General features: G+C 71.1%; 10 protein-coding genes and 1 pseudogene. 8 read left to right on the top strand and 3 right to left on the bottom strand.

Going from position 1 to position 12,622, the window contains the following annotated elements; genetic code table 11:
• Positions 1-5: 5 nt before the first annotated feature.
• From QMK28_RS11150 to sigJ, 5 genes are all read left to right on the top strand, one after another.
• Complete coding sequence (locus QMK28_RS11150; RefSeq protein ID WP_326436921.1) at positions 6-884, top strand: sugar phosphate isomerase/epimerase family protein; 879 nt, start codon at positions 6-8, stop codon at positions 882-884.
• 8 nt (positions 885-892) lie between these two features.
• Positions 893-1,672 (top strand): TetR/AcrR family transcriptional regulator, encoded by a 780-nt coding sequence (locus QMK28_RS11145; RefSeq protein ID WP_326436920.1) that lies wholly within the window; start codon positions 893-895, stop codon positions 1,670-1,672.
• A 270-nt stretch (positions 1,673-1,942) separates the two neighbouring features.
• Entirely contained in the window at positions 1,943-3,781 is a 1,839-nt protein-coding gene (gene ilvD, locus QMK28_RS11140) for a dihydroxy-acid dehydratase (RefSeq protein WP_326436919.1), read from the top strand.
• 198 nt (positions 3,782-3,979) lie between these two features.
• On the top strand, positions 3,980-4,618 hold the full coding sequence (locus QMK28_RS11135; RefSeq protein WP_443050658.1) for a hypothetical protein: 639 nt from the start codon (positions 3,980-3,982) through the stop codon (positions 4,616-4,618).
• A gap of 98 nt (positions 4,619-4,716) precedes the next feature.
• Entirely contained in the window at positions 4,717-5,607 is an 891-nt protein-coding gene (gene sigJ / locus QMK28_RS11130) for an RNA polymerase sigma factor SigJ (protein WP_326436918.1), read from the top strand.
• Between the two features lie 71 nt (positions 5,608-5,678).
• Here sigJ and QMK28_RS11125 read toward each other — a convergent pair whose 3' ends face one another.
• A complete protein-coding gene (locus tag QMK28_RS11125; protein WP_326436917.1) occupies positions 5,679-6,134 on the bottom strand; it encodes a hypothetical protein in 456 nt (151 codons plus the stop codon).
• A gap of 210 nt (positions 6,135-6,344) precedes the next feature.
• On the bottom strand, positions 6,345-7,787 hold the full coding sequence (locus QMK28_RS11120) for a M1 family metallopeptidase (protein ID WP_326436916.1): 1,443 nt from the start codon (positions 7,785-7,787) through the stop codon (positions 6,345-6,347).
• Between the two features lie 99 nt (positions 7,788-7,886).
• Here QMK28_RS11120 and QMK28_RS11115 point away from each other — a divergent pair.
• From QMK28_RS11115 to proC, 3 genes and pseudogenes are all read left to right on the top strand, one after another.
• Positions 7,887-8,639 (top strand): annotated as a pseudogene (locus tag QMK28_RS11115) (ABC transporter ATP-binding protein); the annotation flags it as partial.
• Positions 8,640-8,923: 284 nt separating this feature from the next.
• Positions 8,924-9,661 (top strand): ABC transporter permease, encoded by a 738-nt coding sequence (locus QMK28_RS11110; RefSeq protein WP_326436915.1) that lies wholly within the window; start codon positions 8,924-8,926, stop codon positions 9,659-9,661.
• 305 nt (positions 9,662-9,966) lie between these two features.
• Entirely contained in the window at positions 9,967-10,776 is an 810-nt protein-coding gene (gene proC / locus QMK28_RS11105; RefSeq protein ID WP_326436914.1) for a pyrroline-5-carboxylate reductase, read from the top strand.
• A gap of 157 nt (positions 10,777-10,933) precedes the next feature.
• On the opposite strand, the gene trpS is transcribed toward proC, so the two are convergent.
• Positions 10,934-11,953, bottom strand: coding sequence for a tryptophan--tRNA ligase (trpS, locus tag QMK28_RS11100; RefSeq protein ID WP_326436913.1), 1,020 nt, complete (start codon positions 11,951-11,953; stop codon positions 10,934-10,936).
• Between the last annotated feature and the right edge of the window lie 669 nt (positions 11,954-12,622).

Here is a 12,622-nt window from a genome sequence, read left to right as displayed (position 1 = left end):
CCTTCGTGGCAGAACCAGTCGTGCGCATCCCGGACGCGAAGGTCGCCCTGTCCACGGCGTCCGTTTACCCGGAGTCGACGGCGACGGCCTTCGAGATCGCCGCGCGCCTGGGCTATGACGGCGTCGAGGTCATGGTCTGGACCGACCCCGTCAGCCAGGACGTCGAGTCGCTGCGCCGGCTGTCGGATTACCACGGGGTGCCGATCCTGGCGGTCCACGCGCCGTGTCTGCTGATCACGCAGCGTGTGTGGTCCACCGACCCGTGGGTCAAGCTGCAACGCGCGAAGTCGGCGGCCGAGAGGCTGGGCGCGTCCACGGTCGTGGTGCACCCGCCGTTCCGCTGGCAGCGCTCGTACGCCCGCGACTTCGTGCGCGGGATCTGGCGGATGTCGGACGAGACGGATGTGAAGTTCGCCGTCGAGAACATGTACCCGTGGCGCTACCGCGACCGCGAGATGCTCGCGTACGCGCCGGACTGGGACCCGACCAAGGAGGACTACCGGCACTTCACGGTGGACCTCTCGCACACCTCGACGGCCCGCAATGAAGCGCTGCACATGGTGGACCGGATGGGCGACCGGCTCGCGCACGTCCACCTCGCCGACGGCAGCGGCTCCGCCAAGGACGAGCACCTGGTGCCCGGCCGCGGCAGCCAGCCCTGCGCGGAGCTGCTGGAGCGGCTCGCGGGCAGCGGCTTCACCGGCCATGTGGTGGTCGAGGTCAATACCCGTCGTGCGATGTCCGCCGCCGAACGTGAGGCCGACCTCGCGGAGGCGCTGGCCTTCACCCGGCTGCACTTGGCGTCTTCGACGTCGTCCGCCTCACCGACCTCGCCGTCCTCCTCCTCTCCCTCGCCGTCCTCGACCCGGGCGCCCCGCACATGACGCCGGACGTGAGCCCGAAGGCGGGCTCGGGCGCGAGCCGGGACGTGGGCCGGGACGCGAGCCCGACCAACACGCGTCACGACGCGAGCCCGGAGCCCCGGAACGCCCCGGGGGACCCCGCCGCGACCGAAGCCCCGGACCGCACGCCCCCGCGCAAGAGCGGGGACGCCCCCGACCACACGCCCCCGCGCAAGCGCGGCAGGCCCTCCTCCGCCGCGCGCGCCGCCGACGAGGGCCCCGGCGCGCGCGAGCGCATCCTGCTCGCGGCGCGCGCCGAGTTCGCGGCGCGCGGCTACGACAAGACGTCCATCCGCGGCATCGCGAAATCGGCCGACGTCGATCCGGCGCTGGTGCACCACTACTTCGGCACGAAGGAACAGATCTTCGCCGCCGCCATCGAGGTGTCCTTCGAGCCGGCGCTGAAGGCCGCGGACGTGATGGCCGCCGGTCCCGACGGCGCGGGCGAGCGGCTCGCGCGCTATTTCTTCGGCATCTGGGAGAACCCGGTCACCCGGGCCCCGCTGCTGGCCGTCATCCGCTCAGCGCTGACGCACGAGACGGCCGCGGCGGTGCTCCGCGGGTTCGTGCTGCGCCGGATGCTGAGTCAGGTGGCCGCCGACCTGGAGGTGCCGAACCCGAAGTTCCGGGCGGAGCTGGCCGCCTCGCAGATGATCGGCGTCGCGATCCTGCGCTATGTGCTGCGGGTCGAGCCGCTGGCGTCGGTGGACATCGAGGAGATCATCGAGATGGTGGCCCCGACCTTGCAGCGGTATCTCACGGAGCGCTGATCCGCAGCGCGGGCGACTGCCCGCCCGGAGCAGCGCACCCCGCACCACCCCCGCCTTCACGATCCCGAGCCCGCATCCCGGTCCCCGCATCCCGCATTCCGGACAAGCTGTCCAGATCGTGGATCCGAGGCGTAGGCTTCCAGGATTCGAAAACCCACTGAACGTACTGTTGGGGTAGCCGCCCGGACCACAGGTCCGGACCGGCCGACCGGCGACCCCGTTCAAACCATCGTTGTTCAAACCAATCGTTGATCAATGGGAGTGAGCCCCATGCCCGACCTGAGGTCCCGCACCGTCACCCACGGCCGCAACATGGCGGGCGCCCGTGCCCTTATGCAGGCCTCGGGTGTAGCGCGCGAGGACTTCGGCAAGCCGATCATCGCGGTGGCCAACAGCTTCACCGAGTTCGTGCCGGGGCACACCCACCTCCAGCCGGTCGGCCGGATCGTCTCCGCGGCGATCCACGCGGCCGGCGGCATCCCGCGCGAGTTCAACACCATCGCGGTCGACGACGGCATCGCCATGGGCCACGGCGGGATGCTCTACAGCCTCCCGTCCCGCGACCTGATCGCCGACTCCGTCGAGTACATGGTCGAGGCGCACTGCGCCGACGCGCTGATCTGCATCTCGAACTGCGACAAGATCACCCCCGGCATGCTGATGGCCGCGATGCGCCTCAACATCCCGGTCGTCTTCGTCTCCGGCGGCCCGATGGAAGCCGGCCAGGCCACCCTGGTGGACGGCACGGTCCGCAAGCTCGACCTGGTCAACGCGATCTCCGACGCGGTCAACGAGGACGTCTCGGACGAGGACATCCTGCGTATCGAGCAGAACGCCTGCCCGACCTGCGGCTCCTGCTCCGGCATGTTCACCGCCAACTCGATGAACTGCCTCGCCGAGGTCATCGGCCTGGCGCTGCCGGGCAACGGCTCGATCCTCGCGACCCACACGGCCCGCAAGGAGCTGTACGAGAACGCGGGCCGCGCGGTCGTCGAGATCACCAAGCGCTACTACGACCAGGACGACGAGTCGGTCCTGCCGCGCAACATCGCCACCCGCGCGGCCTTCGAGAACGCCGTGGCCCTCGACATCGCCATGGGCGGCTCGACCAACACGATCCTGCACCTGCTCGCCGCCGCGCAGGAGGCCGAGCTGGACTTCGACATGAAGGTCATCGACGAGCTGTCCCGCAAGCTGCCCTGTCTGTCCAAGGTCGCGCCCAACGGCGTGTACTACATGGAGGACGTGCACCGCGCCGGCGGCATCCCCGCGATCCTCGGCGAGCTGTACCGCGGCGGCATGCTCAACGAGGACGTGCACTCCGTGCACACCGACTCGCTCGCCGAGTGGCTGAAGAACTGGGACATCCGCGGCGGCTCCCCGTCCCCCGAGGCCGTCGAGATGTTCCACGCGGCCCCCGGCTGCGTCCGCTCGGCCACCGCCTTCTCGCAGTCCGAGCGCTGGGACACCCTCGACACGGACGCCGCCAACGGCTGCATCCGCGACATCGAGCACGCCTACTCGGTCGAGGGCGGCCTCGCGATCCTGTACGGCAACATCGCCGAGGACGGCTGTGTCGTGAAGACCGCCGGCGTCGACGAGTCGATCTGGACCTTCGAGGGTCCGGCCCTGGTCTGCGAGTCCCAGGAGGACGCCGTCGACGCGATCCTGACCAAGCGGGTCAAGGAGGGTGACGTCATCGTCATCCGTTACGAGGGCCCCAAGGGCGGCCCCGGCATGCAGGAGATGCTCTACCCGACCTCCTTCCTCAAGGGCCGCGGTCTCGGCAAGGCGTGCGCGCTGATCACCGACGGCCGTTTCTCCGGCGGCACCTCGGGCCTCTCCATCGGCCACTGCTCCCCGGAGGCGGCGGCCGGCGGCGCTATCGCGCTCGTCGAGGAGGGCGACCTGATCCGCATCGACATCCCCGGCCGCTCGATCGAGCTCAAGGTGAGCGAAGAGGAGCTGGCCGCCCGCCGCGCGGCGCTCGGCGGCACGTACAAGCCGAAGAACCGCGAGCGCAAGGTCTCGCTGGCCCTGAAGGCGTACGCGGCCATGACGACCAGCGCGGACAAGGGCGCGGTGCGCGACATCAGCCAGCTCGGCTGACAACTCGGCGGACCGCCTGGCGGATCAGGCGGACCGCCTGGCGGATCGCTCGGCCGACAACCCGGCCGGTGGTTCGGCCGGCACATGCTCATCGGCGGCGGCCGGCAGCGGGTCCTCAGGACCGGCCGCCGGCCGCCGTTCGCGTCCCACGCCCGCCGAGGTACCGACGGCACCCGGCCACCCGCGATAATCGATGGCATGAGCGATGCGCAGCGGTCCGTCCCCGCCGTCGGCCCCGATGTCGATCCCGACGTCGGACGAAGCCTCGACACCGAGTCCGGTACGCCCGGCGGCCCCGGCCCCGGCCCCGGCCCCGGCCCCGGCCCCGGCCCCGGCCCCGACTCCGACATCGGCCCGATGCCCGAGCCGATCCGGTTCTTCGGCACGACCTGGCTGCACCACGACGGTCTCTACGGCCCGCGCCGCGCCGCGGTCGCCCTGGGCGCCCTGCTCGCGGCGGCGGCCGGCTGCTTGGTGCTGCGCTTCGCCTACCAGGGCATCGCCATCGCCGACGTCGGCTCGCTGGTCACCTTCCTGATCGTCATCTCCTTCGCGGTCTGCAGCGCCCTGGCCTTCCGTCGCACCTGGGGCCGCTTCCAGAAGCGCCCCGCGCCCGCCCCCGACACCGCCGCCGAGCGCTCCTCGCAGAGCATCCTCATGATCGGCTTCGTCGGCATCCTGCTCGCGTACTTCTTCCGCGCCCTCACCGAGGCCCCCGGCGAGAAGCTGCGCCGCACCGAGTACGAGCTGGCGCGCAAGCGCTGGGAACGCCGCCGTACGAGCCGCACCGGCAACCCGGCCGCGCGAAAGACCGCGAAGAAGCGCAAGCACCGCTGACCGGGCCTCCCGGCCGCACCGGCCGGTGGCTGTCACACTCCGCCCCGCCGTTTCGTCCCACTCTCGGAACTGCCGGACCTCCGGGAGAGGATCACGACATGGCGCACCTCGCCGACTTCGAGGCGAACCGGGGCCGGATCTGGGCCGTCGCCTACCGGATCACCGGAACGGTCGCGGACGCCGACGACGCCGTACAGGAGGCGTGGCTGCGCTGGCAGGCGCTCCCCGACGGCACGGCCGCCGACCCGCGCGGCCATCTGACCACCATCGTCAGCCGGTTCTGCTACGACCTGCTCGGCTCCGCGCGCGCCCGCCGGGAGGCCTACGTCGGCCCCTGGCTCCCCGAACCCCTGGTCGCCGACGGCGCCCCGCCCGAGGACCGGGTCGCCCTCGACGAATCCGTCGGCCTCGCGCTGCTCACCGTCCTGGAGCGGCTGCCCCCGGCCGAGCGGACCGCCTTCGTGCTGCACGACGAGTTCGCCGTACCGCTCCCGGAGATAGCCGACGTGGTGGGCCGCACGCCCGAAGCCGTACGGCAGCTGGCCTCCCGCGCCCGCAGGCACGTCCGGTCCGAGGCGCCGCGCCGCACCGTCGACCGCGGCGAGCACCGCCGTACGGTCGACGCCTTCCTGACCGCGGTGACCGGCGGCGATCCCGAAGACCTGCTGGAACTCCTCGACCCCGAGGTGGTCTGGCGCGCGGACGGCGGCGGCAAGGTCACCGCGGGCCGGCGTCCGGTCCTCGGCGCGGTCAAGGTCGCCCGCTACGCCTGCGGCCTGACCAGCGGCTTCGACCCGGCGACGATGCGGGTGGCCGTCCGGGACGTCAACGGCGCCCCCGGACTGGTCTTCATCGACCCGGTGGGGGAGCGGGCCGCCGTCTTCGGCTTCACCGTGTACGAGGGCCGGATCATCGAAGTGGACGTCGTCCTCAACCCCGACAAGCTGAGCCACCTCGACCTCGACGCGCTCTGCCTCGACGCGCTCTGACGGGGCCGGCGCGACGGCGCCCGCCGCGAGCGCTGGCACCGGGCCCGTCGCGCCCCTCGCGGTCGCCCCGGCTACCGCTTCGAGCGGTTCATCGAGCCGACCACGCCGACGACCACGGCCACCAGCGCGCCCCGCCACAGCCCGTCCCACAGGCTGCCGAAGAAGCCCTCGGCGGTCAGGATCTGCCGCATCACGAGGTCGGTGACGACCAGCAGCCCGGCCGGCACGGCCGCGACCCGCCAGGGATGGGCCGTGGCCCAGCGCCGGATGCGGTGGTCGGCGCGCTCGCCCCGGCGACCGCCGAGCACCGCGCCCGCGCCGCCGACCAGGAAGAAGAGCATCAGCGCGACGGACAGCGACCCGGCCAGCACGCTGAGCCCGAAGTCGCCGGTGATGGTGTTGAGCGCGAGCGAGACTCCGCCGCCCAGCGCGCCGACCGCGGAGGCCGCCCGCCAGGGTCCGAGAGTCGCGGAAGCAACGGCCAGGTGCCGTTCCTCGGTACGGGAAACTTCGCTGGAACGCCTCATATCGCCACGGTCCTGCGCCGGGCCGCCGAACGCTATGGGGGACGACCCTGAGATGACCCGGACGTTGCCCGGATCGCCGCCGCGTCACACCCGCGTCACACCCGCATCGCGCCCGGTCCGGTGTGGCTCGGCCGGCTCCCGGCCTGATGCCGTCCGGCCCCGCCCAGCCCGACCCGGCCACCCGTAGCAATACCCCTAATACCCCGACCCCTAATACCCCGCCGGCCGGCCCTTCCCGTACAGCCAGTCGTCGAAGAGCTCCGTCAGGTCCTCGTCCGTCCTGCGCTCGCAGAAGCCGATGAAGTCGGCCGAGTTCGCGTTGCCGTGCCGGTATTCGGCGGGCCAGTCCTTGAGGATCTTGAAGAACGTGTCGTCGCCGACGGCCAGTCGCAGCTGGTGCAGCACCATCGCGCCGCGGGTGTAGACCGGCGTTCCGGTGATGTTCGCGGCCTTGCCGGGGTCGCCCGGCGGGAATTCCCAGGTCTCCTCATCGTCGCCGTTCTTGTCCGCGCCCTTTCCGGTGCCGTACGCGGCGTCGAACCGGTCCTGCGCGCTCTTGCCGTCGTGCTGCTCGTCCCAGAGCCACTCGGCGTAGGTCGCGAAGCCCTCGTTCAGCCAGGTGTCGCGCCAGGACTTCGGCGTCACCGAGTCGCCGAACCACTGGTGCGACATCTCATGGAGCAGCGTCACGTCGTCGATCTCGTCGGGGAAGAACGGCTTGGTCTGGATCTCCAGCGCGTAGTCGACGCCGCCCGCGCCGTGGTCGACGATCGCGCCGGTCGACGAGAAGGGGTACGGCCCGAACAGCTTCGTCTCCCAGTCCAGCATCTCCTCCAGCTTGCCCAGCGACTTCGCGCTGCTCTTCGCCTCGCGCGGGTCCACCGCTACGTAGACGGGCAGCCCGCTCTCCGTCGTGTACCGGCTGACGTTGAACTTCCCGATGGTGGCCGTCGTCAGATAGCTCGCCATGGGCTCGCCGCTGTGCCAGTCGTACGTGGTGCGCCCCTTCGCCGTGCGCTCGCCGACCAACTCGCCGTTGGAGACGGCGGTGTAGCCCTTGGGCACGGTTATCCGGATGTCGTACGTGGCCTTGTCGCCCGGGTGGTTGCTGCCCGGGAACCAGGTCATCGCCCCGGCGGGCTCGCCGGTGACGACCGCGCCGTCGTCGGTGCGCACCCAGCCCTCGACCGAGTCATCGGCGTCGGTCATCCGCTTCGGCTTGCCGCCGTAGGTGACCTTCGTACGGAACTCATCGCCCTTCGGTACGACCTTCGAAGGGCGCACGGTCAGCTGGTCGCCCTTGCGCGAGAACTCGGCGTCCTCGCCGTCGACACTCACGCCGCGGACCTTCAGCCCGCGCAGGTCGAGGTTGAAGGCGCTCAGGTTCTGCTTCGCCTTCGCGGTGAGCAGCGCGGTGGCGTCGAGCCGCCCGCCGCGCACCTCGTAGTCGAGCCCCAGGTCGTAGTGGCGCACGTCGAATCCGCCGTTGCCGAGCTTCGGGAAGAGCGGGTCGCCGACCCCCGCCGCGCCCGGTTTGCCCTTGATGTCATCCCCGGTGCAGGAAGCCAGCAGTGGCGTCAGAGCGGTGATCACCAGCGCGGCGGCAGCGACGGAACGGGCGCGGGAGCTGGGACGGAACAGCCGTCGGTTCACGGGTCTCCTGGGACGAGGGGCCGGTGGGAGGGGCCTTTCCGTGACCCTAGCCGCCGCCGCTCTTGACGGCAGCGGCTTTCCGCGAGCAATATTCAACATATGATGAATAAAAGTGAAGGGCCGGCGATCCGCGCCGACGGCCTCACTGTCGTCCGCGGCCACCGCACCGTGCTCGACTCCCTCGACTTCGCGATCCGCCGAGGCCGCGTCACCGGCCTGCTGGGTCCGTCCGGCTGCGGCAAATCCACCCTCATGCGGGCCATCGCGGGCACCCAGGCCCGCGTCACCGGCACCCTCGACGTCCTCGGCCACCCGGCCGGAGCCGCTGTCCTCCGCGACCGCCTCGGCTACGTCACCCAGGCACCGTCCGTTTACACCGACCTCACCGCACGTCAGAACCTCGACTACTACGCGGCCGTCCTCACCCCACGCGCCTCCCGCACGGAGCGACGCGCGCAGGTCGGCCAGGCGCTCACCGACGTGGACCTGGACTCGCACGCCGACGCCCTCGCGGGCAACCTCTCCGGCGGCCAGCTCTCCCGCGTCTCACTCGCCGCCGCCCTGCTCGGCGCCCCCGAACTGCTGGTCCTCGACGAGCCCACCGTCGGCCTCGACCCCGTGCTGCGCCGCGACCTGTGGAACCTCTTCCACCGCCTCGCCGCCGACCGGGGCGTCACCCTTCTCGTCTCCTCGCACGTCATGGACGAAGCCGACCGCTGCGACCGGCTGCTCCTCATGCGCGCCGGCCGCATCCTCGCCGACGACACCCCCGCGGGCCTCCGTACGAGCACCGGCACCGCGACCGTCGAGGACGCGTTCCTCCAGTTGGTGGACGAAGCGCAGCGCGCGGCGGAGAACGGGCCTGCGGAGAGCGGGGCTCCGGGCTCCGCAGGGCGGGGTACCGGACAGCTGAACTCCGGGCGGCGGGTTTCCGGGCAGCCGGGCTCCGGACGGCCGGACTCCCAGCTATCGGACTCCGGGCTATCGGGCTCCGAGCAGCCCGGCCCGGGGCGGGCCTCCGGTCCAGCCCCGGGTCCGACGCGGGCCTCCGGCCCGAAGCAGGCCTCCGGCCCGGAGCAGGCCCCCGCTCCAGCCCCCCGCCCAGGGCAAGCCCCCGCAGCAAAAGGCGACCGACGATGAATCTCTCCCGCACCCTGGCCACCGCCCGCCGCGTCCTGCGCCAGCTCAGCCACGACCCCCGCACGATCGCACTGCTCCTGTTGGTGCCGTGCGTCCTGCTGGCGCTCCTCTACTGGGTCTTCGACGCCAACCCGCAGTCCTTCGACCAGATCGGCGCGTCGCTGCTGGGCATCTTCCCGCTGATCACGATGTTCCTGGTGACCTCGATCGCCACCCTGCGCGAGCGCACCTCGGGCACCCTCGAACGCCTCCTCGCGATGCCGCTGGGCAAGGGCGACCTGATCGTGGGCTACGCGCTCGCCTTCGGCCTGATCGCGGTGATCCAGGCGTCCCTGGCCACCGGACTCGCCGTCTGGGCGCTGGACCTCGACATCGCCGGCTCCGCCTGGCTGCTGCTCCTGGTCGCGCTGCTCGACGCGCTGCTCGGCACCGCGCTCGGCCTCTTCGTGAGCGCCTTCGCGGCCTCCGAATTCCAGGCCGTCCAGTTCATGCCGGCGGTGATTTTCCCGCAGATCCTGCTGTGCGGGCTCTTCGCGCCGCGCGACAGCATGCAACCCGCGCTGGAGGCCGTCTCCAACGTCCTGCCCATGTCGTACGCGGTCGACGGCATGACCGAGGTCCTCAGGAGCGAGACCATCACCGGCGACTTCGTCCGCGACGCGGGCATCGTGGCGGGCAGCGCGCTCCTCGTGCTCGCCCTGGGTGCGGTGACACTGCGCCGCCGGACGGCGTAGGTCCCGTACGGGCCCGCCCGATACGGCCAGTGCGGTGACCACAACGGTTGACCGTCTCCGCCCGGCGGGCAGGTGTCCTCAACCTCCCCCAGCCTCCGGCCGGGAGGACAGCGCGGCCGGAGGACGCGTAACCGGGAGCCGGCTGCGACGCGGGGCCCGGCCCGCTCCCCGCTCCCCGCCCGCCCCAGGGTCGCCCCACGCAGTGGCCCACCCCGCCCCCGGTGCGACCATGGACCTCACGCAACGTGCGGCAATCGCCATCGCAGCCGCGAAGCGAAACCGCACCGGATGGGGAGAGCGCCACCATGACGCAAAAGGTCGCCGTACTGGGCACGGGCAAGATCGGTGAGGCCCTCCTCTCCGGAATGATCCGCGGCGGCTGGGCCCCGTCGGACCTGCTGGTCACCGCCCGCCGCCCGGCCCGCGCCGCCGAACTGCGCGAGCGCTACGGCGTCGAGCCGGTCTCCAACCCCGAGGCCGCCAAGAACGCCGACACGCTGATCCTCACGGTCAAGCCGCAGGACATGGCCGCGCTGCTCGACGAGCTGGCCCCGCACGTCCCCGCCGACCGGCTGGTGATCAGCGGTGCGGCGGGCATCCCCACCTCGTTCTTCGAGGCGAGGCTCGCCCCGGAGACGCCCGTCGTGCGCGTCATGACGAACACCCCCGCCCTGGTGGACGAGGCCATGTCCGTCATCTCGGCGGGCACCCACGCGAACAACGAACACCTCACCCGCGCCGAGGAGATCTTCAACGGCGTCGGCAAGACCCTGCGGGTGCCCGAGTCCCAGCAGGACGCGGCCACCGCCCTCTCCGGCTCCGGCCCCGCGTACTTCTACTTCCTGGTCGAGGCGATGACCGACGCCGGCATCCTGCTCGGCCTGCCCCGCGACAAGGCGCACGACTTGATCGTGCAGGCCGCCATCGGCGCGGCCGTGATGCTCCGCGACAGCGGCGAGCACCCCGTCAAGCTCCGCGAGGCCGTCACCTCGCCGGCGGGCACCACCATCAACGCGATCCGCGAACTGGAGAACCACGGCGTACGGGCCGCGATGCTGGCCGCCCTGGAAGCGGCCCGCGACCGCAGCCGCGGCCTGGCCTCGGGCCAGGGCTGAGCGAGTACGGGTTTTCGGCGGCCACCCCACCCAGGTAGCAGGGTGGGGTGGCCGCTGCCGATCACCGGGCCGGCGGCTCGGATCCCCGCCGCGCCGGCATGTCGGCCCGCTCCTTCGCCCGCCGCTTCGCCGCGACGACCGCCCCGCCCGCCGCGATTCAGGCAGGCGACAACAACCCCACCGCCGCATAGGCCGCGTCCACGGTCGGCCGCGCCAGCCCACGCGCCCGCTCCGCGCCCGCCCGCAGCACGCCGTCCACATACCCGGGGTCCTCGCACAACTCCCCGTGCCGCTCGCGCACCGGCCGCAACAGCTCCAGCACCGCTTCCGCCGTGTCTTTCTTCAGCGCGCCGTACGACCGGTACGCCCCGGCGAGATCCTCGGGCCGCGCGCCGGTGCACGCCGCCAGTACGTCCAGCAGATTCGCCACCCCGGGCCGCGCCTCCCGGTCGAGCACGACATCGTCCCCGCTGTCGGTCACCGCACGCATGATCTTCTTGCGCACGATCTCCGGCTCATCGAGCAGATAGACGATCCCCGACGTCGACGCGTGCGACTTGCCCATTTTGGACCTCGGGTCCTGTAGATCCATGACCCGCGCCGCCACCACGGGATGGACGGCCTTGGGCACCGCGAAGGTCCGCCCGTACCGCTGGTTGAAGCGCAGCGCCAGATCCCGGGTCAGCTCGACGTGCTGCGCCTGGTCGTCCCCGACCGGCACCTCATCGGTCCCGTACGCGAGGATGTCCGCCGCCATCAGCACCGGATACGTCAGCAGCGACAGCCGTACGCTCCCGCTGTCGGCCCGCTCCCGCGCGGATTTCTCCTTGTACTGGATCATCCGCCGCATCTCGCCGTCGGTGGCCGTGCACTCCAGCAGATACGAGAGCCTGGTGTGCTCGTCCACATGGCTCTGCAAGAACACCGTGCACCGCTCAGGGTCCAGCCCGGCCGCGAGCAAAAGCGTCGCGGCCTGCCGACTGAGCCGTCGCACCCGCGCCGGATCGTGCTCCACGGTCAGCGCGTGCAGATCCACCACACAGAACAGCGCGTCGGCCTTGAGCTGGTCCTCTTCCACCCAGCGCCGCATGGCGCCCAGGTAGTTCCCCAAGGTCAGATGCCCGGTGGGCTTGATCCCGCTGAAGATCCTGGTCCTGGGTCGTGTCGTGACTGTCATCCCTGCGTTCCCTGTCATCTCTTGCATCTCCCGCTGTCCCGGGACCGCCGCGACCGCCGGCCGGGGCGAGGTGCAGAGCTGCAGAAACGCGAACGGCCGCCGAAGCGGCGGCCGTCTCATGCATACGCGCAGGCTGGCCGCCGGTCAGGCGAGCCACCACTGCTGGGTCGGCGCATGCGTCGTCATGCGGCCGACCGTACGCTCCAACAACCTTGCTGGCTACGGGTTTGAAGCGTGTCGGGGTGTCATGTAGTGTTCTCCGAGTTGCCCCGGAGCCCATCAGCTCCAGGACAGCCACTCTCGCCGCACCGGCGGCACACTATTTGTGCAGGACCCCTGATCGGGATGTATTTCGGCATGCCGGAATGCAAATCGATTGACTCGGATGACTCGATTATGAGTCGCCGGGGGAATCCGCTAAAGTAGTGATCACGCCGGAAGGCGCGAAACAAGGCCCCGCAAGCGGCCGCTGGAATTTGGATCCGGTCCGGAAACGGACTGGAAATGAGTCTGGTAGAGTTTGCAACGCAAGACCGAGTGAGCGCCCGGAGAGCCTGGTGAAACAGGGTTGAAGGAAGCGTTTGTTCCTTGAGAACTCAACAGCGTGCCAAAAGTCAACGCCAGACTTAAACACCCCGGGCAGGACATTTCGTTCTGCTTGTGGTTCCT

It is taken from the genome of Streptomyces sp. H27-D2 (assembly GCF_035828615.1).
Taxonomy (GTDB): domain Bacteria; phylum Actinomycetota; class Actinomycetes; order Streptomycetales; family Streptomycetaceae; genus Streptomyces.
The sequence above is the reverse complement of the archived record's forward strand: the minus strand, read 5'-3'. Positions and strand labels throughout refer to the sequence as shown.

Bases quoted from the DNA above. Each gene is read 5' to 3' on its own strand.
- QMK28_RS11125 (WP_326436917.1), bottom strand. From the start codon at position 6,134: ATGAGGCGTTCCAGCGAAGTTTCCCGTACCGAGGAACGGCACCTGGCC.
- QMK28_RS11135 (WP_443050658.1), top strand. From the start codon at position 3,980: ATGAGCGATGCGCAGCGGTCCGTCCCCGCCGTCGGCCCCGATGTCGAT.
- proC (WP_326436914.1), top strand. From the start codon at position 9,967: ATGACGCAAAAGGTCGCCGTACTGGGCACGGGCAAGATCGGTGAGGCC.
- trpS (WP_326436913.1), bottom strand. From the start codon at position 11,953: ATGACAGTCACGACACGACCCAGGACCAGGATCTTCAGCGGGATCAAG.
- QMK28_RS11110 (WP_326436915.1), top strand. From the start codon at position 8,924: ATGAATCTCTCCCGCACCCTGGCCACCGCCCGCCGCGTCCTGCGCCAG.
- sigJ (WP_326436918.1), top strand. From the start codon at position 4,717: ATGGCGCACCTCGCCGACTTCGAGGCGAACCGGGGCCGGATCTGGGCC.
- ilvD (WP_326436919.1), top strand. From the start codon at position 1,943: ATGCCCGACCTGAGGTCCCGCACCGTCACCCACGGCCGCAACATGGCG.